At 69.7% G+C, this 22,072-nt stretch carries 19 protein-coding genes; 9 read left to right on the top strand and 10 right to left on the bottom strand.

The window, feature by feature from the left end; translation table 11 throughout:
• Position 1 precedes the first annotated feature (1 nt).
• Entirely contained in the window at positions 2-133 is a 132-nt protein-coding gene (locus AB0A63_RS21345; RefSeq protein ID WP_360393946.1) for a hypothetical protein, read from the bottom strand.
• Between the two features lie 295 nt (positions 134-428).
• Between AB0A63_RS21345 and AB0A63_RS21340 the strand changes: the two genes are divergently transcribed.
• Positions 429-1,742: an amidohydrolase family protein gene (locus tag AB0A63_RS21340; RefSeq protein ID WP_360393944.1), complete on the top strand. Its 1,314-nt coding sequence runs from the start codon at positions 429-431 to the stop codon at positions 1,740-1,742.
• Between the two features lie 31 nt (positions 1,743-1,773).
• Here AB0A63_RS21340 and AB0A63_RS21335 read toward each other — a convergent pair whose 3' ends face one another.
• Positions 1,774-2,451, bottom strand: a complete 678-nt coding sequence (locus tag AB0A63_RS21335) for an SDR family oxidoreductase (protein ID WP_360393941.1) — start codon at positions 2,449-2,451, stop codon at positions 1,774-1,776.
• Between the two features lie 12 nt (positions 2,452-2,463).
• On the opposite strand from AB0A63_RS21335, the gene AB0A63_RS21330 reads away from it, so the two are divergent.
• Entirely contained in the window at positions 2,464-3,639 is a 1,176-nt protein-coding gene (locus AB0A63_RS21330) for an MFS transporter (RefSeq protein WP_360393939.1), read from the top strand.
• Here AB0A63_RS21330 and AB0A63_RS21325 read toward each other — a convergent pair.
• The 4 genes from AB0A63_RS21325 to AB0A63_RS21310 all read right to left on the bottom strand — a co-directional run bounded on the left by AB0A63_RS21325 (position 3,612) and on the right by AB0A63_RS21310 (position 9,760).
• Positions 3,612-4,151 carry a DUF3455 domain-containing protein gene (locus AB0A63_RS21325; RefSeq protein ID WP_360393936.1) on the bottom strand — a complete coding sequence of 180 codons (540 nt, stop codon included), beginning with the start codon at positions 4,149-4,151 and terminating at the stop codon, positions 3,612-3,614. The genes AB0A63_RS21330 and AB0A63_RS21325 overlap by 28 nt on opposite strands.
• Before the next feature lie 104 nt (positions 4,152-4,255).
• A complete protein-coding gene (locus tag AB0A63_RS21320; protein WP_360393933.1) occupies positions 4,256-6,358 on the bottom strand; it encodes a PhoX family phosphatase in 2,103 nt (700 codons plus the stop codon).
• 129 nt (positions 6,359-6,487) lie between these two features.
• A complete protein-coding gene (locus tag AB0A63_RS21315) occupies positions 6,488-8,536 on the bottom strand; it encodes a PhoX family phosphatase (protein WP_360393930.1) in 2,049 nt (682 codons plus the stop codon).
• A gap of 57 nt (positions 8,537-8,593) precedes the next feature.
• Positions 8,594-9,760, bottom strand: coding sequence for an MFS transporter (locus AB0A63_RS21310; RefSeq protein ID WP_360393928.1), 1,167 nt, complete (start codon positions 9,758-9,760; stop codon positions 8,594-8,596).
• A 64-nt stretch (positions 9,761-9,824) separates the two neighbouring features.
• Here AB0A63_RS21310 and AB0A63_RS21305 point away from each other — a divergent pair, with 64 nt between their 5' ends.
• The 4 genes from AB0A63_RS21305 to AB0A63_RS21290 all read left to right on the top strand — a co-directional run bounded on the left by AB0A63_RS21305 (position 9,825) and on the right by AB0A63_RS21290 (position 12,829).
• Positions 9,825-10,451, top strand: a complete 627-nt coding sequence (locus AB0A63_RS21305) for an HAD family phosphatase (RefSeq protein WP_360393925.1) — start codon at positions 9,825-9,827, stop codon at positions 10,449-10,451.
• Positions 10,452-10,557: 106 nt separating this feature from the next.
• A complete protein-coding gene (locus tag AB0A63_RS21300; RefSeq protein WP_360393922.1) occupies positions 10,558-11,451 on the top strand; it encodes a DNA-processing protein DprA in 894 nt (297 codons plus the stop codon).
• Between the two features lies 1 nt (position 11,452).
• Positions 11,453-12,028 carry a phosphoribosyltransferase gene (locus AB0A63_RS21295; RefSeq protein ID WP_360393920.1) on the top strand — a complete coding sequence of 192 codons (576 nt, stop codon included), beginning with the start codon at positions 11,453-11,455 and terminating at the stop codon, positions 12,026-12,028.
• 66 nt (positions 12,029-12,094) lie between these two features.
• Positions 12,095-12,829 carry an SDR family oxidoreductase gene (locus tag AB0A63_RS21290; protein ID WP_360393918.1) on the top strand — a complete coding sequence of 245 codons (735 nt, stop codon included), beginning with the start codon at positions 12,095-12,097 and terminating at the stop codon, positions 12,827-12,829.
• A gap of 58 nt (positions 12,830-12,887) precedes the next feature.
• On the opposite strand, the gene AB0A63_RS21285 is transcribed toward AB0A63_RS21290, so the two are convergent.
• A complete protein-coding gene (locus tag AB0A63_RS21285) occupies positions 12,888-13,970 on the bottom strand; it encodes an inositol-3-phosphate synthase (protein WP_360393915.1) in 1,083 nt (360 codons plus the stop codon).
• Between the two features lie 30 nt (positions 13,971-14,000).
• Entirely contained in the window at positions 14,001-14,537 is a 537-nt protein-coding gene (locus tag AB0A63_RS21280; protein ID WP_360393912.1) for a PadR family transcriptional regulator, read from the bottom strand.
• Between the two features lie 164 nt (positions 14,538-14,701).
• Between AB0A63_RS21280 and AB0A63_RS21275 the strand changes: the two genes are divergently transcribed.
• The 3 genes from AB0A63_RS21275 (at position 14,702) to AB0A63_RS21265 (ending at position 19,722) form a co-directional block, all read left to right on the top strand.
• Positions 14,702-15,100 carry a DUF5318 domain-containing protein gene (locus tag AB0A63_RS21275; protein WP_360393909.1) on the top strand — a complete coding sequence of 133 codons (399 nt, stop codon included), beginning with the start codon at positions 14,702-14,704 and terminating at the stop codon, positions 15,098-15,100.
• A 446-nt stretch (positions 15,101-15,546) separates the two neighbouring features.
• Positions 15,547-17,988, top strand: coding sequence for a transglycosylase domain-containing protein (locus AB0A63_RS21270; protein WP_360393906.1), 2,442 nt, complete (start codon positions 15,547-15,549; stop codon positions 17,986-17,988).
• Positions 17,989-18,120: 132 nt separating this feature from the next.
• Complete coding sequence (locus tag AB0A63_RS21265) at positions 18,121-19,722, top strand: glycosyltransferase 87 family protein (protein WP_360393903.1); 1,602 nt, start codon at positions 18,121-18,123, stop codon at positions 19,720-19,722.
• On the opposite strand, the gene AB0A63_RS21260 is transcribed toward AB0A63_RS21265, so the two are convergent.
• Positions 19,634-20,641, bottom strand: coding sequence for a GDSL-type esterase/lipase family protein (locus AB0A63_RS21260; RefSeq protein WP_360393900.1), 1,008 nt, complete (start codon positions 20,639-20,641; stop codon positions 19,634-19,636). The genes AB0A63_RS21265 and AB0A63_RS21260 overlap by 89 nt on opposite strands.
• A 19-nt stretch (positions 20,642-20,660) precedes the next feature.
• The gene (locus AB0A63_RS21255; protein WP_360393897.1) at positions 20,661-22,055 is read right to left on the bottom strand and encodes a hypothetical protein; all 1,395 of its coding nucleotides are present in this window, start codon (positions 22,053-22,055) and stop codon (positions 20,661-20,663) included.
• Positions 22,056-22,072 lie beyond the last annotated feature (17 nt).

The raw sequence follows: 22,072 nt of genomic DNA, 5'->3' as shown, positions 1-22,072 counted from the left end.
CTCAGCTGTCGTCGCGGATGACGTCGAACTCCTGCGTCATCTCGACATCGGTGAGCTGGTCGTCGTTCTGTGGGTCGATGTCGGCCACTGATGCCTCCGCATGATCACGCCCGTACCCGTGCGAGGTGATCATGCCAACTCAGCGCCGGGTGGGCGGCTTGGGGGTGGCGGGCTTCTGTGCGCGCCGGAGGTCTCCACGGGACGTGCACGGCTTCTTCGACATGATCAAGTGACGCCGGGGCCGCACCCGCGGTTGCGCGGGATGCACAAAAGGCCCGTCGCGCGACGCGACGGGCCCCTTGGATGGGGTGAAGTTTTTGGTCGGGGCGGACCCTGGGGGTCGGCCCGCGCCCGACAGGGACGGGATTCCCCCACTTCGCCCACCTATGCATGTTTGTGATCGGCATCACAATGGCAGGATCCTCCGCATGTCACTGCGTCTGCACGCCCCCGTGGTCCTGCCCTGCGACCCGTCCTGCTCCGTCCTGCGCGACGCGGTCGTGGACGTGGTCGACGGCCGCATCACCCACGTGGGCCCGCTCTCGGACGCGCCCGCCTTCGACGGCGAGGTCCGTTCGTTGTCCGGCATCCTGATGCCCGGTCTGGTGAACACCCACGCGCACAGCCCGATGACGGTGCTGCGCGGTCTGGGCTCCGACCTGCCGCTGCTGCGCTGGCTGCAGGAGCAGATGTGGCCGAACGAGGCGCGGATGACGCCGGCGGACATCGGCACCGGCATGCTGCTGGGCGCCGTGGAGATGCTGCGGCACGGCGTGACGACCTCGGCCGAGATGTACTTCCACGGTCCCGAGCTGGTGTCGTCGGTGCTGGCGGCCGGCTCGCGGGTGGTGTTCGGCGGGGCGATCCTCGACGTGCCCGGCATGGACTGGAAGGCGCTGACCGGCGAGATCTCCGCCTGGATCGACGCCGACGGCCTGCGCTTCGGCCCCGGTGAGCGGGTCGAGCTGGCCTACGGGCCGCACTCCGCGTACACGCTGTCGGCCCCGCAGCTGACGGCCATCGCGCAGGAGGCACGGGCCCGCGGCGCGCTGTTCATGGTGCACGTGGCCGAGTCGCCGTTCGAGGACGAGGCCGCCCGCGCGGAGTTCGGTTCGGTGCCGGCACTGATGAAGGCCTCGGACGTGCTCGGCGGCCGCGTGCTGTCCGCGCACTCCGTGCACCTGTCCGACGACGACATCGCCCTGTACGCGTCGTTCGGCGTCGGCGTGGCCCACTGCCCCGCCTCGAACGCGAAGCTCGCCTCGGGCATCGCACGGGTCCGCGACCTGCTGACCGCCGGCGTGCACGTCGGCCTCGGCACCGACGGCCCCGCGTCGAGCGACGACCTCGACCTCCTCGCCGCGGCCCGCCTCGCCGCCCTCTTCGCCCGCGCCTCGGCCATGGACGCCACCGCACTCGGCGCCGCCCAGGCGCTGCTGATGGCCACCCGCGGCGGCGCCGACGCGTTGAGCCGCGACGACATCGGCGCGCTGGAGACCGGTCGCTGGGCCGACGTCGTGCACGTCGACGCCGACGACCCCGCGTTCGCGACCGGTCTGGACGCGTCGGACGACCAGCTGCTGGCGAACCTGGTCTGGGCGGCGGGCTCGCGCCGGGTCACGGACGTGTGGGTGGCGGGCGACCACGTCGTCACCGGTGGGGAGTCGACGCGGGTGGACCGGCAGGAGGCGCAGGCCGGCGTGACGGCGGTCGCGCAGCGACTCCGGAGCGTCAGCCACTAGCCACAGGCTGTTGACAATCCTGTGGACAACTTCAGCGGGGCTGTGGACGGAGGACCAGCTCGGTGATGTGGGCGTCCGGCGTGGCCAGCACGGCCGACGCCACCGCCCGCCCCACCGAGGCCGCGTCCAGGTACTGGGTGGCGTCGTAGTCGCCGCCCTCCTGGCGCCGCACGCCCTGCTGCATCGGCGTGTCCGTGCGGCCGGGGAAGACCGAGGTCACGCGCAGTGCGGGCTCGTCGGCGCGCAGGGCGTCGGCGTAGGCGCGGAGTGCGAACTTCGAGGCCGCGTAGACGCCCCAGCCCGGGTTGACGCGCAGACCGGCGCCGGAGTTGATCAGCACGACCTGGCCGGAGGCTTCGCGGAGCCGGGGCAGCAGCAGCTGCGTCAGCGCGGCGACGGCGAAGACGTTGACCTCGAAGGTCTTGCGCCAGTCGTCCTCCGTGGCCTCGGCGAGCGGGCCGAGGACCGCCACGCCGGCGCTGTGGACCAGCACGTCCAGGCGGGGGAGCGCGCCGAGGTCGGCGGAGGCGGTGTTCGTCAGGTCGAACGGCCAGGCCTGCGCTCCTGGGAGCTCGGCGGCGAGCAGCGAGAGGGACGTTTCGTCGCGTCCGCCTAGCAACAGGTCGTGGGTCGGGGCCAGACTTCTGGCGATGGCCGAGCCGATTCCGCTGGAGGCCCCGGTGACGAGGGCGACCGGACGATCAGTCATGGGGGAACTGTAGTGCCGAAGAAGCTGATCCTGCCGTACCTGTGCCTGCTCTACTTCATCAACTACCTGGACCGGGTCAACATCGGGTTCGCCGGGCCGAACGGCATGTCGGAGGAGCTCCAGCTCACCGCGACGGTGTTCGGGTTCGCCTCCGGCGTGTTCTTCCTCGGCTACCTGCTGCTGGAGGTGCCCAGCAACCTGGCGCTGCACCGGTTCGGCGCCCGCAGGTGGATCGCGCGGATCATGATCAGCTGGGGTGTGCTGGCGAGCGCGATGGCGTTCGTGCCCAACGGGACCGTGCTGATCGTGCTGCGGTTCCTGCTGGGTGTGGCGGAGGCCGGGTTCTTCCCCGGGATCATCCTGTACCTGACGTACTGGTACCCGCAGGAGGACCGGGCGAAGGTCGTCGCGATGTTCATGGTCGCGGTGCCGATCTCGACGGCGCTGGGCGCCACGCTCAGCGGGCTGCTGATCCAGTGGACGGACTGGCGCACGATGTTCCTGGTCGAGGGGCTGCCCGCCATCGCGCTGGCGTTCGTCACCTGGTTCTGGCTGCCGGACAAGCCGGAGGAGGCCGTCGAGCAGCCCGCGGAGGAGCACTGGCCGCTGCGCAAGGCGCTCACGCACCCGCGAATCCTGGCGTTGAGCTTCGTGTACTTCGGCATCGTGTACGGCCTGTACACGCTGGGGTTCTTCCTGCCGACGATCATCAAGGGCCTCGCGCCGGGTGCGGGCGTCGTCGAACGCGGGCTGATCAACGCCATCCCGTACGTCCTCGGCGCGGTCGCCATGGTCCTGTGGGCCAGGCACGGCGACCGCACCGGGGAGCGGAAGTGGCACGTCGCCGCGCCGATGCTGCTCGGTGGCGCGGCGATCCCCGTGGCGCTGCACCTGGAGCACCCCGTCGCGGCGATGGTGGCGGTCTCGGTGTGCGCCATCGGCGTCTGCGCCGCCCTGCCCACGTTCTGGGCGCTGCCCACGAGCTTCCTGGGCGGCACGGCGGCGGCCGGCGGGATCGCGTTGATCAACTCGCTGGGCAACGTGAGCGGGTTCGCCGCGCCCTACGTCACCGGGTGGCTGCGCGACCTCACCGGGACGCAGAAGACCGGCCTGTGGGTCGTCGGCATCACGATGGTCAGCGCAGCGGTGGTGGCGCTGGTTCAGCGGGCGGGCACGGAGAAGGTGTAGAGCGCCTCGTAGTGCACGGACGTCTGGGCGCCCTCGGTGCAGCCGCCCGCGGGTGCGACGCCGCCCTTGGTGGCGAGCCGCTGCACGTAGCTGACGCCGGAGAACACGCCGGTGCCCCTGGTGGACTTGGCCTGCAGCAACAGTTCGGGAACAGCGCCCTGCACCTCGTTGCGGGCACCGTCGACCGGGGCGGCCTCGACCGCGCTGCCGTCCACGGTGGACACCCAGATCGGGCCGCGGCTGTGCAGGCCCACGGCCCGGCCGAGCCGGTCGGCCAGGGTGGCGGCGGGTTCCAGGCCCTTCCACGCACCTGCCGTGCAGCTGTAGGTCTGCACGCCCTTGGCGTAGAACTTGGCGGCGAGCCGGTGACCGGGCGGGACCTGGACCGCGGGTGCGGTCCGCACGGCGGAGTCACCGAGGAGGTCCGGGGTCGGCGCGGCGGTGGAGCCCACGCCTCCCGCGAGGATGCCCAGGAGGGTCGACGAGACCAGGACCAAGCCAGCACGTTTCATCACACCGTGGGCTACGGGCCGGTTTCCGGGCCGGTTCAGTACCGTCTCAGCCGGTGGCACGGCCACCCGTCACGGGACGGGTGGCCGCACCGGTCGGCCTCGGGTCAGTCGCAGATCTTGCGACGGTCCTTGCGCCACACCACCGCGACGGACGGACGCGGCTGGGACGTGCCGCCGTCCGGCCAGTGCGACAGCGGGTTGTTCGCCGACGCCCCGTCGATCTCACCGGGGTGCTGCACCGACACCAGGACGAAGTCCTCGGTGATGACCGGGCCGCAGGTCTCCGCACCCCGCGGCACGGTGAGGAACTGCTTCACCTGACCGCGGCGCTTGCCCTCGACCGGCACCGCGAACAGGCCGTCGTTGGAGCCCAGCGCGTTGCCGTCCGTGGAGATCCACAGGTTGCCGTGCGTGTCGAACGCGACGTTGTCCGGGCAGGAGATCGCGCTGACCTGGGACTTGTCGAACCCGCCGAAGTACGTGCCGGGGTCGTTGGGGTCACCGCAGACCAGCAGCAGCTTCCACGAGAACGTGGTCGCCGTGTTGTCGCTGCGGCGCTCCTCGATCTCCAGCACGTGGCCGTGCTTGTTGCCGTTGCGCGGGTTGATCTCGGTCGGGCCCTCCTTGCCGGCCTTGCCGCGGTCGGTGTTGTTGGTGAGCGCGGCATAGATCCGGCGGTTGTGCGTCGAGGGCTCGACGTCCTCCGGGCGGTCCATCTTCGTGGCGCCCACCTTGTCGGCGGCCAGGCGCGTGAAGACGTAGACCTCCTCGGCGGTGAAGCCGGGCACGAACGACCTGTCGTTGTGCGCCAGCGGGATCCACTCGCCGGTGCCGTCGAACTCGCCGTCTGCGGGGAGCTTGCCGGTGCCGTCGATCTCGGCGGCCGGGCTGTCGCCGGAGAAGCGCGCGACGTAGAGCGTTCCCTTGTCCAGCAACTGCTTGTTGTGCTCGCGGGCGCGCTTCGACTGGCCCTTCTGCATCTTCTCGTCGGAGACGAACTTGTACATGTAGTCGAAGCGCTCGTCGTCGCCCATGTACGCGACCACGCGGCCGTCCTTGGCGACGATGACGTTCGCGCCCTCGTGCTTGAAGCGGCCGAGCGCGGTGTGCTTGACCGGCGTCGAGTTCTTGTCCAGCGGGTCGATCTCGACGATCCAGCCGAAGCGGTTGGCCTCGTTGGGTTCCTGGGCCAGGTCGAAGCGCTTGTCGAAGCGCTCCCACTGGCGCAGGGTCGCGCCGCCGCTGATGCCGTAGCGGGCGAACTTGGCCTTCGTGTCCGGGTCGGTCACGGTGCCGCCGTTGGCGAAGTACTGGTTGAAGTTCTCCTCGCCGGACAGGATCGTGCCCCACGGCGTGACGCCACCGGCGCAGTTGTTCTGCGTGCCCAGCACCCTGCGGCCGGTCGGGTCGGCGGAGGTCTTCAGGTGCTTCGAGCCGGCGGCCGGGCCCTTCACCTCGAACGGCGTGGTGAGGGTGATGCGGCGGTTGTACTTCTTCTTGTCGTCCGGGCAGACGAAGAGCCGGCCGGTGCGCGGGTCGCGGTCGACCATCACGACCGACAGGCCGTGCGCGGCCCACGCGATCTTGGCGTGCTTCTCGGTGATCGTCGTGGACGACCAGTCCTTGAACATGAACGACTCGGTCGTGTACTCGTGGTTGCTCACCATGAGCCAGCTGTTGGGGTCGCCCGGCACCGGGACGAGGCCGCAGAAGTCGTTGTTGAAGCCGAACTGCTTGGCCTGCGCCTCCGGCGTCTGGTTGTCGAAGTCGAACTTCGGCGCGTCGTCCAGCACCGCGTCACCCCAGCGGATGACGACGTCCTGCTGGAACCCCTGCGGAACGCTGAGCTGGTCGAGGGTGTTGGGCGCCACCGGCTCGAAGTTGAGACCGCCGGGGTCCTTGCCACCGCCGTGGCCGCGGCCGAGGGCCTCGGCGCCGGTGTGCGCCGGGGCAGCGGCAGCCGCACCGGAGAACGCCAGCGCGCCGGCACCGGCGGCGGCGACGACCGCACCCGCCTTCAGCATGCCGCGGCGGCTCACGACCTCCTTGACGACGTCGCCGAAGTAGGCGTTGCGCGACGAGTTGGGCGCCTCGTGCGCACACGCGTTGCCGCAGCGGAACTCGCAGGTGACGGCCTGACGCCCGAGCGGGTGGTTCGTCGGGAGCAGGGGCAGCAGGCGGCGGCCCCGATCGGTGGGTGAGGACACGCAGGCCTCCGAGATCGGTCAGTGTGGGAACTGGCCGAACCTAAGAGCCCAACGAGATCGCCCGCCGTCCAGCAGGTGAACGGCAGGCGAACTCGTACTACTCCCGAAAGACCACGGCACGCAGGGTGATCAGCCGATCTCACCGAGCTGACGACGGCCCTTGCGCCACACAGCGACGACCGACGGGCGCGGCCGGCTCGTACCGCGGTCCGGCCAGTTCGAGACGGGCTTGTCGGCGCTCGCGCCGTCCACCTCACCGGGGTGCTGCACGCACACGGTGATGACCCGCTCGCCGATCACCGGGCCGCACGTCTCGGCGCCGCGCGGGACCGTGAGGAACAGCTTGAGGTGACCGCGTTCCGGACCCTCCAGCGGCACGCCGTAGAGGCCGTCGTTCAGCCCGTTGAGCTTGCCGTCGGCGTCCGTGGAGATCCACAGGTTGCCGAAGCGGTCGAACGCCACGTTGTCCGGACTGGAGATCGGGCTGACCTGGGACTTGTCGTACCCGCCGAAGTACGTGTTCGGGTCCTCGGGGAAGCCGCAGACCAGGAACAGGTCCCAGTCGAACGTCAGCGCGAGCGCGTCGCCCTTGCGCTCGGTCAGCTCCAGCACCTGCCCGTGCCGGTTGTTCACGCGCGGGTTCGGCTCGGTCGCGCCCTCCCTGCCGGGGGTGACGCCGCGTTCGACGTTGTTGCTGAGCGCGCAGTAGACGGTGCCGGTGCGCGGGTGGCATTCGATGTCCTCGGGGCGGTCCATCTTCGTCGCGCCGACCTTGTCCGCCGCGATGCGCGTGAAGACGTACACCTCCTCGGCGGTCATGCCCGGCACGAACGACCTGGTGCCCGCGGCCAGCGGAATCCACTCGCCGGTGCCGTCGAACCTGCCGTCGCTGGGCAGCTTGCCGGTGCCGTCGATCTCCGAGACCGGGCTGTCGCCGGTGAACCGCGCGACGTAGAGCGTGCCGTCGTCGAGCAGCGTCATGTTGTGCCGGCGCGCGGCCTTGCTCTTGCCGGGCTTCATCTTCCCGGTGGAGACGAACTTGTAGATGTACTCGAACCGCTCGTCGTCACCGGAGTACGCGACCACGCGGCCGTCCTCGGCGACGCGGATGTTCGCGGTCTCGTGCTTGAAGCGGCCGAGGTGCGTGTGCTTGACCGGCGTCGAGTCCGGGTCGTGCGGGTCGAGCTCGATGACCCAGCCGAACCTGTTGACCTCGTTGGGTTCCTGCGCGAGGTCCCAGCGCTTGTCGAAGCGCTCCCACTTGCGCGTGGTCGCCGTGCCGGTGACGCCGTAGCGGCTCAGCCGCGGGTCGTTGCGGGTGGCGGCGTTGGCGAAGTACTGGTTGAAGTTCTCCTCGCCGGACAGGATCGTGCCCCACGGCGTGACGCCTCCGGAGCAGTTGTTGATCGTGCCGAGGACCTTCCTGCCGGTGGGGTCGGCGGAGGTCTTCAACAGGTCGCTGCCGGCGACCGGGCCGCGCACCTCGAACGGCGTGTTGAGGGTGATGCGGCGGTTGTACCTGCTGAACCGCGGCCGGTAGTGGCCGGAGAAGTACGACCGCTTGATCATGAACACCGACAGGCCGTGCGCGGCCCAGGCGATCTTGACCTGCTCCTCGGTGGGGTTGTTCGGGTCGTAGCCGCGGAACATGAACGGCTCGCTGGTGTACTCGTGGTTCGTGACCATGATCCCGCTCAGCTCCAGCGGGTCCAGCGGCAGGATCGCGGCGAAGTCGCAGTTGAAGCCGAACTGCTTCTCCTGCTTGGCGGCCGTCTGGTCGTCGAAGTCGAAGTCGGGGACGCCGGGGAACAGCGGGTCGCCCCAGCGGATCACGACCGCCTGCTCGTACCCCTCCGGGACGACGACCTCGTCCTTGGTGTTGACCTCGACCGGCGTGAAGTCGAGGCCCCTGGGCGGGCGGTGTCCCTGCGCCTCGGGCTGGGCGGCGGTGGTGACAACGTCGTCAGCGGCGGCGGCAGCGGTCGCGGGCAGTGCGACCGTCGCGGCGGCGGCGACCACGGCACCGGCCCTGAGGGCGGTGCGGCGGCTGACGAGGTCGCCGAAGTAGGGGTTGCCGGAGGTGTTCGGGACGTCGTGGAAGCACGCGTCCCCGCAGCGGTACTCGCATGTCACCGCTGCTCTGCCGATCCGGTGGTTGACGAGCGGCAGAGGGATCATGGTGGGGGCCTCCTACGGTCGGTTCGGGAACCGCGACCGACCGTAGTTCACCCTTCGTTAACCGACTAGCTGCTCACCGGCAATCACGACTTCCGTCGGTACCTCGTGCGTGTCCGTGCGGTTGAACGCCAGCAGCACCGCCGCGCCTGCGCACAGCACCGCCGCGACGACGAACGGCTGCGCGAGGTGGCTGACGAACGTCGCCGCCAGCGCGCCACCGAGCCAGCGCAGGAAGTTGTACCCGGCGCTCGCCACCGGCCGCGGCGCGTCGCTGACGCTCATCGCGGCGCCGGTGAACAGCGTGTTCAGCAGCCCGCTGACGACACCGCTGACGATCACGGCGACCACCAGCAGCGGCTTGCTCGGCACCGCCATCAGCAGCATCAGCGCGGCGAACGCGAGCACCGACCCGATGACCGCGCTCTTCTCACCGAAGCGGTCCGCGAGCCGCGGCGCGAGGAAGACGCTGGAGACGGCGACGCACACGCCCCAGCCGAAGAAGATGAGCCCGATCTCGACGGCACCCCACTGCAGCACGAACGGCGACCACGCCAGGACCGTGAAGAACGCGGCCGTGTAGAGCGCCGCGCCGATGGAGGTGCGCAGCAGAACGGGGTGCCGCAGCGCCTTGAGCGGGTCGAGCACGCCGATCTTCTGGCGTTCGTGGTGCGCGTCCCGAGCCAGGAACGTTGCACAAAGGACCAGTGCGACGGCCATGAGGACGGCGGTGCCGAGGAACGGCCCGCGCCACGAGAAGCTGCCGAGCAACGCCCCGAGCAGCGGCCCGACGCTCAGACCGAGCCCGAGCGCGGCCTCGTAGAGCAGGATCGCCCCCTTCTGCCCGCCGCTGGCCGCACCGACGATGACGCTGAGCGCGGTCGCGATGAAGAACGCGTTGCCGAGCCCCCAGACCGCGCGGAGACCGACGAGCTGACCGATGCTCCCCGCCGCCGAACACGCCAGCGTGGCGACCACGATCAGCGCGAGCCCGCCGACGAGCGTGCGCTTGGCCCCGAACCGCGCCGTCGCCGCGCCCGTGAAGAGCATCGCCACGACCTGCACGCCGAGGTAGGAGGAGAAGAGGAGGGTGACCTGCGACGGTGTTGCGTGCAGACCCTCTGCGATGGACAACAGGATCGGGTCCACGAGCCCGATCCCCATGAAGGCGATCACGGCTGCGAAAGCAGTGATCCACACCTGTTTGGGCTGAGCCTTGAAATTCACTTAGCTACCCTAACAGATTTACTTAGCATAGCGAAGTACAACGCGTCACAGTACGGTTCTCGTCGTGGAAGCGGTGATCTTCGACCTCGACGGCGTGCTGATCGACTCCGAGCAGGTGTGGGACGAGGTGCGACGGGCATTCGCGGCGGCGCACGGCGGCACGTGGACCGCCGAGGCGACCAGGGCGATGCAGGGCATGTCGACACCCGAGTGGGGCGCCTACCTGGTGTCGCTGGGCGTCCGGCTGTCGGCGGACGAGGCCTCCGCCGGGGTGATCGCGGAGATGGAGAAGGCCTACGCGGCGCACCTGCCGGTGATCCCCGGCGCCGTGGACGCGGTCCGCTCGGTGGCGTCCCGTTTCCCGGTGGCGATCGCCTCGTCCGCGCCGGCCGTGCTGATCAGGGTGTTCCTGGACGTGACCGGGTTGCCGGTGCCCGTGGCGGTGTCGTCGGAGTCCTGCGCCGCCGGGAAGCCGTCGCCGGACGTGTACCTGCTGGCGGCTTCGCGGTTGGGCGTCGACCCGGCTCGTTGCTATGCCGTGGAGGACTCGACGAACGGGTTGAAGGCCGCGCTGGCGGCCGGGATGACCGTGCTGGCCGTGCCGAACCCGCACTTCCCGCCCGCGGAGGACGTGCTGGCCCAGGTGACGGTGCTGGAGTCGATCTCCGACCTGCCGGACGCGCTCGCGTAACCGGCCGCGGCGAACCCAGCGGTGACCGGCGCCCACCCGGCTAGACTCGCCCACTTTCAGGCAATTCGACCCGGCGTGTCGAACCTGTGTTCGATAGGATGTGACCGTGGTGGACCGGCGTGAACAGGCGGCGCTCCTGCTCGCACTGCGCGACAGCGGGCGTGGCTGGGCCGACGTCACGACCGCCGTGGAACAGGCCGGTTCCGCGCTGTCCGTCCTGGACGCGTTGCTCACCCCCGACCAGCCCACGCTGGACCACGTCCTCCCCGACGTGGCGGGCCGGCTGGAACTGGTCGAGAAGGAGATCGAGTCCTGGGCGGACGAGGGCATTCACCTCGTCACCGTGCTGGACGAGCAGTACCCGGCCCAGCTGCTCATGGTCCACCAGCGCCCGCCCTTCCTGACCTGCAGGGGTTTTCTCGATCCCGCCGACCAGCTCGGCGTGGCCGTCGTCGGCAGCAGGACCGCCGGCGCACGAGGCCTGCACATCACCCGCGAGATCGCGACGACCCTGACCAAGCACGACATCACCGTCTTCAGCGGTCTGGCCGCGGGCGTCGACACAGCAGCGCACCGGGCCGCCGTCGACGCCGGCGGGCGGACGGTGGCCGTGGTCGGCACGGGCCTGCGCCACTGCTACCCGGCGGAGAACGCCGGACTGCAGCACGAGATCGCCAGGACCGGAGCGGTGCTGTCCCAGTTCTGGCCGGACGCGGGCCCGGCGAAGCACCACTTCCCGCTGCGCAACGCCGTCATGAGCGGCTGCAGCGTCGCGACGGTCGTCGTGGAGGCGGGCGAGCACAGCGGCACCCGGATCCAGGCCAGACTCGCGCTGGAGCACGGCCGGCACGTGTTCCTCCTGCCCGAGGTCGTGTCCGGCACGACGTGGGGCCGGGACATGGCGCAGCGCCCGAACACGACCGTCCTCGAAGGTCCCGACCACCTGCTGCGCGTGCTGGACGAGCTGCGCGCCGGAGTCCCGGACCTGATCGACCTCTGACGTGAGCCCGCTCAGCCGCATCCTCGACCGCTACCGCAACCTCCTCGTCCCACCTCCTGCCCGCGGGGCGAACGTGTGCACGACGTGCCGGCGCTCGACGGAGGGTTACGAGCGGTGCTGGCAGTGCAACCAGCACTTCAGGCATTACGGGAACCAGCTCGCCTACGTCCTCGCGACCTTCCTGAGCCGGCACGAGACCTGCTGGGGCGTGCTCGACCTGGTGACGGTCGTCCCCAGTTCTCAGGGGCGGACATCACCACTGGTCGACGCCCTCGGCCGGCGCATCACCCGGACACGGGGACGGTTCGCCGAGCTGCTCGTCTCCCGGTGCGAGAACGACCGGAGGATGCGGCCGGACTGCTACGAGGTCCTCACCGAGGTCGAGGGCCGCAGTGTCCTGCTGGTCGACGACACCTGGACGTCGGGAGCCAGCCTGCAGTCCGCGGCGGTGGCGTTGAAGCGCTCCGGCGCTGTCCGCGTGGTGGGCCTCGTCATCGGCAGACACCTCGACAGGCCGGCCCCGGCGGCACCGGCCGCGTTCGACTGGGACACGTGCGTGCTCTGCCAGCAGGTCTGATGCTCAGCACCAGAACCGGGCGCGGGTGTCTCGCACCGGTCGCCCGCGATGCCTAGCCTCGCGCTCATGACGCAACGAGTGGCTGTGGTGACCGGCACGGCGCAAGGCATGGGCCGGAGCATCGCCGAGGTGCTGCGCGCGGACGGGTTCACCGTCGTCGGGTTCGACCTGCGGGAGAGCGAGGGCGGGATCGTCGGCAACGTCGCCGACGCCCAGGACGTGCAGCGCCTCACCGAGCACGTCACGAGCACCTACGGGCGGGTGGACGTGCTGGTCAACAACGCGGGGATCGCCGGCATCGTGCCGTTCGAGGACACCACGCTGGAGCAGTGGCAGCAGATCATGGCGGTCAACCTGACCGGACCGTTCCTGCTCACGCAGGCGCTGGGCAAGGTGATGCTCGCGCAGCGCAGCGGCAGTGTCGTCAACATCGCGTCCGTCGCCGGGTTGCAGGGGGTGGCGGACCGGGCGGCGTACAACACGACGAAGCACGGGTTGATCGGGTTGACGCGCACGCTCGCCGTCGAGTGGGGCGGGCGGGGGATCAGGGTCAACGCGGTGTGCCCCGGCTGGGTCAAGACGGAGATGGACGTCGAGTCGCAGGCCGGCGGGTACTACGTGGACGACGACATCACGGACCACGTGCCGATGGGGCGGTTCGCGGCGCCGGACGACATCGCGCAGGCCGTGCGGTTCCTCGCGGGTGACGGCTCGAAGTACGTCAACGGGGTGGCGTTGCCGGTGGACGGCGGCTGGACCGCGGACGGCACCTGGCAGAGGCTGCGCCTCTCGAAGCGCTGAACGGCGTCTGCAAGTACCACCAACACCCGTGTTGGTGGTACTTGCAGACGACCGGACATCACTCGCCGCGGATGAAGGCCTCGACGGCCGCGTGGGCCTCGGAGTCCGAGTACTGCACGGGCGGGGACTTCATGAAGTACGACGACGCCGAGAGGATCGGGCCGCCGACACCGCGGTCCAGGGCGATCTTCGCGGCGCGCACGGCGTCGATGATGATGCCCGCGGAGTTCGGGGAGTCCCAGACCTCCAGCTTGTACTCCAGGTTCAGCGGCACGTCGCCGAACGCGCGGCCTTCGAGGCGCACGTACGCCCACTTGCGGTCGTCGAGCCACGCCACGTAGTCGGACGGGCCGATGTGGACGTTGTCCTTGCCGATGTCGCGGGACAGCTGCGAGGTGACGGACTGGGTCTTGGAGACCTTCTTGGACTCCAGGCGCTCCAGCTCCTTCATGTTGAGGAAGTCCATGTTGCCGCCCACGTTCAGCTGCATGGTGCGGTCGAGCTGGACGCCGCGGTCCTCGAAGAGCTTGGCCAGCACGCGGTGCGTGATGGTGGCGCCGACCTGCGACTTGATGTCGTCACCCACGATCGGCACGCCGGCCGCGCGGAACTTCTCGGCCCACTCCGGGTCCGAGGCGATGAACACCGGCAGGGCGTTGACGAACGCCACACCCGCGTCGATCGCGCACTGGGCGTAGAAGCGGTCGGCCTCCTCCGAGCCCACGGGCAGGTACGAGACCAGCACGTCGACCTCGGCCTCGCGCAGCGCCGCGACCACGTCGACCGGCTCGGAGTCGGACTCCTCGATCGTCTCGCGGTAGAAGCGGCCGAGACCGTCGAACGTGTGCCCGCGCTGCACGACCACGCCCAGCGGCGGCACGTCCGCGATCTTGATCGTGTTGTTCTGGCTGGCCACGATCGCCTCGGCCAGGTCGACACCGACCTTCTTCGCGTCGACGTCGAACGCGGCGACGAACTCGACGTCGCGCACGTGGTAGTCGCCGAACTGCACGTGCATCAGGCCGGGCACGCGGGTGCTCGGGTCGGCGTCCCGGTAGTAGTGGACGCCCTGCACCAGCGACGCCGCGCAGTTGCCAACCCCGACGATGGCCACGCGAACGGTGCGGCGATTTCCGCCCATTGCCCAGTCCTCCTTGATCAACGGTGAGTACTACTCGTCCTGCTCGGACTGTTCGTGCGCGATGAGCTCGTTGAGCCACCGCACCTCGCGCTCCGTGCCCTCCAGGCCCAGCCGGTGCAGCTCACGGGTGTAGCGGTCGATCTGCTCACCCGTACGCGTGAGCCGCTCCCGCAGCCCCTCCCTGCGTTCCTCGACACACCGCCGCCGGCCTTCCAGGATTCGGATCCTGACGTCGGCCGGCGTCCGCGAGAAGAACGCCAGGTGCACGCCGAACGAGTCGTCGTCCCAGGTCTGCGGACCCGCGTTGACGAGCATGTCGGCGAACCTCTCCTTGCCTTCCGGAGTGAGCTTGTAGACCTTGCGTGCCCGACGTCCCCAAGCAAGGGCCGACTCCTCCGGCCCTTCCTCCACGATCAGGCCCGCACGCTGGAGTCGCCGCAGTGTTGGGTACAGCGATCCGTAGGAGAACGCGCGAAACGCTCCGAGCAGGTCGTGCAAGCGCTTGCGCAGCTCGTAGCCGTGCATGGGCGCCTCGTGCAGCAGGCCGAGCAGCGCGAACTCGAACACGAGTCACCTCCTCGCACCTGCACCGATAGGTGAGGTGATTATATCGACGCGATACATCGCGGACCCCTCTTCGTTGTGGGATGTGGCACACCGTGATACCGCCCCGGACCCTGCTGCCCTGAACGGCCCATCATCGGAAAGGACTCGGCACGTACTCTGGTCACGTGTTGACCCAACGGCAGGTCGTGGACTACTCGCTGCAGCGGCGTGCGCTGCTGGCCGAGGTCTACTCCGGCCGGACGGGCACCATGGAGGTCTGCGACGCGAGCCCCTACCTGCTCCGAGCTGCGAAGTTCCACGGCACGCAGACGGACGTGCCCTGCCCGGTGTGCCGCAAGGAACCGCTGACCCACGTGTCGTGGGTCTACGGTGACGAGCTGAAGCACGCGACCGGCTCGGCCCGCACAGCTGAAGAACTCGCGCGCATGGCAACCCTCTTCGACGAGTTCACCGTGTACGTGGTGGAAGTCTGTCGCACATGCAGTTGGAACCACCTGGTGCAGTCATACGTCCTGGGGAAGCGTGGGCTGGAAAAGCCACGCAGGAGGACTGCGGCGGAGTGAACCACCGGTGAGCCTGCTGCGAACGAAGTACGACCACCGAACCGTGTGCTGATGCACGCCGGTCTGGGAGGCCTTTTCACGTGAACGACCAGCATGATGACAGGCAGCGCGGCGGCGAGCCGCAGTGGCCGACCGGGGACGACCCGGACGGCGGCAGGCGCGATGCCCCGAATCAGCCGCGACCGGGCACTCCGCCCGGCGGTTTCGCACGCCCTCCCCAGGGTGGCACGCCGCCCGGTGGTTTCCCACAGCAGCAGCCCCCACGCCGCCCGAACGGACCAGGCGGACCCCAGGGCGCCCCTGGCGGGCCCCAGGGTGGTCCCGGCCGTCCGCAGGGCGGTCCCGGTGCACCTGGTCCCGGCAGCCCCGGTGGTCAAGGTCCCGGTGGTCCCGGTGGTCAGGGTCCCGGCGGTCCCGGCGGTCGCCCGCCCACGCCGCCCGGTGGCATGCCGGTCCCACCGCCTCCCGGCGCCCGCCGCCCCGGTGGCCCTGGCGGCCCCGGTGGTCCCGCCGGCCCGCAGGGTGGTCCCGGCCGCCCCGGCGTTCCCCCGCGCAAGCCCGGTGAGGAGCGGACCACGCAGCTACCCCCGGTCAACCGGCCGCCGGCGCAGCGCGAACCCGACCTGCTGACCCACCGCGAGCCCGACGACGAGTTCCTGCTCGCCGGCGCACCGGTCGACGACGACGAGTACTACGACGACGACGAGCCGGAGCTCACCGAGGAGGAGGAGCGCCGCCTGCGCAAGAAGAAGATCTGGAAGCGCGTCCGGATCGGTGCCTTCGTCGCGCTCGGACTGATGATCCTCGGTCCGGTGATCGCCGTCGCCGTGGCGTACCCGCTCGTGAACTGGCCGCGCCCGGACGAGATCGCGGCCGACCAGGACAAGACGATCACGCTGAAGTACTCCGACGGCTCGGAGATGGGCAAGATCACCTCGCCCGGTCAGAACCGCACGATGCTGACCTACGAGGAGATCCCGGACAACGTCAAGCACGCGGTGCTCGCCGCGGAGGACGCGAACTTCTACGAGAATCCCGGCTTCGACGCGAAGGCCATCGTCCGCGCCGTGTGGATCCAGGCGACCGGCGGCAGCTCGGGTGGTTCCGGCCTGACCCAGCAGTACATCAAGAAGGCCACGGGCAAAGAAGAAGCGACGCTGACCCGCAAGTTCACCGAGCTCGTCAAGGCCTACAAGATGAGCAACGAGTCGGACCACAACACGATCCTCACCGCGTACCTCAACACGGTGTACTTCGGTCGTGGCGCGAACGGCATGAAGGCCGCCGCCCAGGTCTACTACAAGAAGGAGATGAAGGACCTCACTCCTTCCGAGGCCGCCTACATCGCGGGCATGATCCAGCTGCCGTCGTACTCCGAGGACAAGGACCACGCGCAGGGGCGCTGGGAGTTCGTGATGGGGCAGATGCTCCAGAAGGGCTGGATCGACCAGGCCTACTACGACGCCCAGAAGGTCCCGGTCCCGCTGCCGTTCGAGGAGACCCAGCCGCAGAGCCTCGAGGGCCCGCTCGCCCGCGTGAGCCAGCAGGTCCAGAACGAGATCGACAGCGACATGGTCGGCCTGACCATGGAGCGCGCGCAGAAGGTCGGCGTCACCGTCCACACGACGGTCGACCCGAAGATGCAGAACGCCGCGGTCGAAGCGGTCAACGCCGTGATGAACGGCGAGGACCCCGAACTGCGCACCTCGCTCAGCGCGATCGACCCGACCACGGGCGCGGTCCGGGCGTACTACCCGGGCAAGGACGGCCTGAAGGGCATCGACTACGCGAAGGGCACGATCCAGGAGGCCGGCTCGTCGTTCAAGCCGTTCGACCTCGTGGCGGCCCTGAAGATCGGCAAGGGCATCGGCGACACCTACGACGGCACCTCGCCGCGCAAGATCGCCGGCGTCGAGATCCGCAACGCCTCCAGCAGCACCTGCGGCCCGCAGTGCCCGATCAAGCAGGCCATGAAGGAGTCGCTCAACACCGTGTTCTACGACATGGTGGCGAACGACACCGGCCCCAAGGCGGTCGCGGACGCGGCCCACGCGGCCGGCATCCCGGAGACGGTGCCGTACGACGGCAAGCCGTTCCAGACGCTCGTCGGCGAAGGCGGCGGTCCGCCCAACACCGGTATCTCCATCGGCGCGGACAACGCCCGCGTCCGTCCGTTCGACATGGCTTCGGCGTACGCGACCTTCGCCGCCCGCGGCATGTACCGCCCGCCGTTCTTCGTGACGAAGATCGAGGCGCCGAACGGCGACCTGCTCTACCAGCACGTGGACAAGAGCACGCCGGCGTTCGACCCGGTCGAGGAGAAGAGCCGCGACATCGCCGACAACGTCACCGAGACGTTGAAGGAGATCCCGACCGGCAAGATCGCGTGCGCGGCGAGCCGCCCCTGCGCCGGCAAGACCGGTACGCACGAGCTCCCCGAGAGCAAGGACCAGAACTCGAAGGCCTGGATGGTCGGCTACACGCCGCAGCTGTCCACCTCCGTGTGGGTCGGCAAGGACAAGGGCGACCAGCCGATCAGGGACCGGTCGGGCAAGCCGGTCTTCGGCTCGGGCCTGCCCGGTCTGATCTGGAAGAAGTTCATGGACGCCGCGCTGGACGGCTACCAGAAGGAGTCGTTCGCGAAGCCCAGGCCGCTCGGCAACTTCAACCCGCCGCCGCCGTCCAAGGCGCCGGTGTCGAACACCGCTCCGAGCACGCAGACGAACACGACGACCACCGAGCCGACGCGGACGCCGCCGACCAAGACGACCGACCCGGACAACGGCAACTGCGGCATCCTGCCGTGCCCGCCGTCGGGCACCAAGCCGACGACCACGAAGCCAGGACCCGGCAACCCCACGGGTGGCCGAGACCCTGGTGACACGTAGCAGTTCCGCTGTCCGACAGGAAGCGAAGGGGCCCGACGCACCGCCGTCGGGCCCCTTCGCCGTGAAGGGCGCGGTGTGCCCCGGCCCGGATGTTGACCACGGCGAAACGGTCTTGGCCGTAACATCCCGCCCGTGCCCAGCCCTGTTGAGCCCAACCAGGTCGAGCTCCCCGCAGAGGACACCGACTCGCTCACCCCGCAGCAGCGGGTCGCGCCCACCTGGACCGAGTCGCTCGCCCGCACCCTGAGCAGACCGTTCGGCGGTCCGCTGGGCCGGCACGCGCAGGTCGGGCGGCACTGGTTCTGGTCGGCGCTGCGGGTGGTGCTGCTGCTCGCTGTGCTGACGCTGCTGCTCGGGTACCTGCAGAAGTCGCCGTGCATCCAGCAGTACGTGGACGAGAAGGGGCAGGTGCAGCTGGATTGGCGGGGGAGCAAGCAGTTCACGGCGCTCTGCTACTCCGACACCGTGCCGCTCTACACGGCGGAGCGGCTGGACCAGCGCGGGTCGTTCCCGTACATCACCTCGTGGAAGGACGACGAGGGCAAGCCGACCGAGCACGTCCGCTACATGGAGTACCCGGTGGTCACGGGGCTCTTCCAGTGGCTGAACGCGCGGGTGGCGCAGGGGCTCGCGGTGCTGGTGCCGGGGCTGCCGATGACGGTGATCGTGTACTTCAACGTCACGGCGTTCTGGCTGGCGGTGGCGTGGTTGATCACGGTGTTCTCGGTGGCGCGGATCGCGCGGCGGCGGATGTGGGACGCGGCGATCGTGGCGGTGTCACCGCTGGTCGTCGTGCACGCGTTCACGAACTTCGACACGATCGCGACCGCGTTCGCCACGGCCGGGTTGCTGGCGTGGGCGCGGAAGAAGCCCGTGCTGGCCGGTGTGCTGCTCGGGCTCGGCGGTGCGGCGAAGCTGTACCCGTTGTTCCTGCTGGGGCCGATCCTGCTGCTGTGCTGGCGTTCGCAACGGCTCAAGGCCGGTTTCGCCGCCACCGCGGCGGCCATCGGGGCGTGGGCGCTCGTGAACGCGCCGATCGCGTTGAACCCGGCGTCGCACACGGGCTGGAAGGAGTTCTTCCGGCTCAACACCGAGCGCAACGCCGACCCGGACACGCTCTACAACGTGCTGGTGCAGTGGACCGGGTGGCAGGGCTTCGACCCCGGCCTCACGCAGGGGCAGGCGCCGACCGTGCTGAACACGGTCAGCATGGTGCTGTTCATCGTCTGCTGCGCCGGGATCGCGTACGTGACCCTGTCGGCGCCGACGCGGCCGCGGCTCGCGCAGCTGTCGTTCCTGGTCGTGGCGGCGTTCCTGCTGACGAACAAGGTGTGGAGCCCGCAGTACTCGCTGTGGCTGGTGCCGCTGGCGGTGCTCGCGCTGCCGCGGTGGAAGCTGCTGCTGGCGTGGATGACGGTCGACGCGCTCGTGTGGGTGCCGCGGATGTACTTCTACCTGGGCACGGAGAACAAGGGGCTGCCGATCGACTGGTTCCTCGGTGCCGTGCTGCTGCGCGACGCCGCGGTCATCGGGTTGTGCGTGCTGGTCCTGCGGGAGATCTACCACCCGGAGCGCGACCGGGTGCGGATGGCGGGCGACGACCCGTTGGCGGGCGTGCTGGAGGACGCGCCGGACCGGCAGCTCGTCACACCCGCACGAGGCGAGCCATCGCACCGAATGCGGACGCGTTCGGATGCAGGTGATCACCGGAGTCGAACTCCGGACGCAGTCTGAGCGGGTCGGCGGGGTCGCGCAGCGCGGCGTCGAAGTCGATCACGCCGGGGACGTTGGCGCGAATCCACGCATTGGTCCTCAGGCGCTGCTGCTCGCGTTCCTCCGTCCAGTTGACCCAGCCGCGCCACGGCGTGATCGTGCCGACGACGACGGGCACGCCCTCGTTGCGGCACCGCAGCTGGACGGTGCGGATGCCGGCGATGACGTTGTCCGCGCTGATGCCGTTCTGGATGTCGTTGATGCCCGCCAGCAGCACGACCTTGCGCACCTCCGCGCTGAACAGGACGTCCCGCTGGAGGCGGGTGATCATCGGGGCGTCCCCGGTCAGCAGGCCGTTGCCGCTGATGCCCGCGTTCAGGACGGCGTAGTCGGTGCGCACCATGGACGGCCACGTGCCGGTGGAGTTCCCCTCGGTGATCGAGTCGCCGAACATCACCACGGCGCCCGGTGCGGTGAACCCGGCGACCTCGACGGCCGACACGAGGCAGACGTGGTCGCGTGCGGAGGTGATCGTGCGCAGTGCGCGCGCTTGGCACGGCGTACCCGCCGGTGCGTAGGTGGTGATCTCCAGCGTTCGCGTGACGGCCAGTTGCACGGGATCGCTGTAGACCTCGGATCGGGCCCTCATCAGCACGCCGCGCGCGCCGCGGAACGTGAGCTCGCGCGTCTCGCCGTTCGCGGTGACGGCGACCCGGTCGACCCGGACCGGCTTGATGCCCATGAGGTTCGACAGCCGCACCCGGACCGCCGTTCCGCCCGCGGTGAGGTCGACGGTCGTGCGCACGACCTGGTCCGGTGTGGCCGCCGAGAGGGTGGGCACCGCCTGCCACACCGGCAGCCAGCGCACCGGCGTGCCCCGGTCGTGCGCGCCGGAGGCACCGCAGACCAGCAGCAACGCCAGCACGATGATCACCCTCACGGGTGCAGTGTGCGGCTGATCAGCGTTCCGCGGCTACGGCTCCGCGGAGGAACTTCCGGTCGTCGGGCTGTTCGTCCTCGGTCACGTCCCTCGCCCTGAGGAACACGATGAACAACGCCACCAGCAGCGCGGCCCGGCCCCACACGCCGATCATCACGGCCTGCGCGGAGAAGCTGTCGTAGATCCCGGCCGGCTGCCCGAACTCGATCGCCCAGAACCAGCGGAAGATCCCGATCCCCATCGCCAGGTCGACGACGAAGTAGGCGAACGACCAGACCAGCGGCACCCGCATGAGCACCAGGAACGGCACCAGCCACAGCGTGTACTGCGGTGAGTGGACCTTGTGCAGCAGCATGAACCCGCACATCATCGCGGCCGACACCGCGATCCACGGGTAGCTGCCCTCGCGCCGGAACCGCAGCCAGCCGTACCCGGCGGCGACGCCGAACGAGACGAGCATCAGGATCGGCGAGATGACGCCGACCAGCGACTGCATCGCGTCGTCGCCGATGAACGGCCGCAGGCCCCAGTACCAGATCGAGTTCGTGGTGATGTCGACCCGGCGCTGGCCCTGGAACTCGAACGACGCGAGCCAGCCGTCGTAGCCGGCGATGGCGAACGGCAGGTTGACCAGCACGACCGTGCCGATCGAGGCCAGCGCGACCCTGACCGCGCCGGCGACGTCGACCTTCTTGCCCGCGCGCAGGACGCGTTCCGGCAGCTCCTGGCCGCGCAGGCCGCCGGTCGCGACGAACAGCATCAGCGGCAGCACGAAGATCGCCGGGTAGACCTTGAACGCGAACCCGAGCCCGAGCAGCACGGACGCCACCGTGGCGCGTTCGACCAGCGGCCGGTTCCAGCGGTGCACCACGTAGACCGCGGCCACCGAGCACAGCACGACCGGCAGGTCCCAGTTGTGGAACGCGTACAGCACGAGCGGCGGCCCGATCGCCCACAGCAGGGCGCGCCAGCGCGCGAGCTTGCCCAGCAGGTAGCCGGTGAGCAGGCCGAACGGCGCCATCAGCAGCGACGAGTAGAGCAGGTACTCCGCGTCGTTGTGCGCGAAGATCGCGCCCGCCCAGATCAGCAGGCCGCTGAGCACCGGGTACTCGACGGAGCCGCCGATGAGGATGCCCTGCTCGTTGATCGCGCCGTCGACGTAGGGGAAGACGTGCCGGTCGATGTCGCGCCCGATCCAGAGGTGCTGGATGTCGGAGTAGCAGACCTCTTCCTTGTTGCGCTCGTCGTAGTCGGGCTGCGTGCGGCCCCACTGGTCGAACGCGGGACCGGTGCAGCGGTCCTTGTTGGCGAAGCCCAGCAGCAGCGTGAGGCCGCAGAGCAGCACGAGCACGGCCAGTGCCGCCCTGCCGAAGCGGTGCGCGGAGCCCGCGGCATCACCTCGGTCGGGCGTCACGCTCACCACCTCGTGCA

Origin of the sequence: Lentzea sp. NPDC042327 (assembly GCF_040647275.1) — a bacterium.
Taxonomy (GTDB): domain Bacteria; phylum Actinomycetota; class Actinomycetes; order Mycobacteriales; family Pseudonocardiaceae; genus Lentzea.
Note: the sequence above shows the minus strand (reverse complement) of the source record. Positions and strands in the feature narration are given on the sequence as shown.

Bases quoted from the DNA above. Each gene is read 5' to 3' on its own strand.
- AB0A63_RS21290 (WP_360393918.1), top strand. From the start codon at position 12,095: ATGACGCAACGAGTGGCTGTGGTGACCGGCACGGCGCAAGGCATGGGC.
- AB0A63_RS21335 (WP_360393941.1), bottom strand. From the start codon at position 2,451: ATGACTGATCGTCCGGTCGCCCTCGTCACCGGGGCCTCCAGCGGAATC.
- AB0A63_RS21325 (WP_360393936.1), bottom strand. From the start codon at position 4,151: ATGAAACGTGCTGGCTTGGTCCTGGTCTCGTCGACCCTCCTGGGCATC.
- AB0A63_RS21285 (WP_360393915.1), bottom strand. From the start codon at position 13,970: ATGGGCGGAAATCGCCGCACCGTTCGCGTGGCCATCGTCGGGGTTGGC.
- AB0A63_RS21345 (WP_360393946.1), bottom strand. From the start codon at position 133: ATGATCACCTCGCACGGGTACGGGCGTGATCATGCGGAGGCATCAGTG.
- AB0A63_RS21270 (WP_360393906.1), top strand. From the start codon at position 15,547: ATGCCGGTCCCACCGCCTCCCGGCGCCCGCCGCCCCGGTGGCCCTGGC.
- AB0A63_RS21315 (WP_360393930.1), bottom strand. From the start codon at position 8,536: ATGATCCCTCTGCCGCTCGTCAACCACCGGATCGGCAGAGCAGCGGTG.
- AB0A63_RS21340 (WP_360393944.1), top strand. From the start codon at position 429: ATGTCACTGCGTCTGCACGCCCCCGTGGTCCTGCCCTGCGACCCGTCC.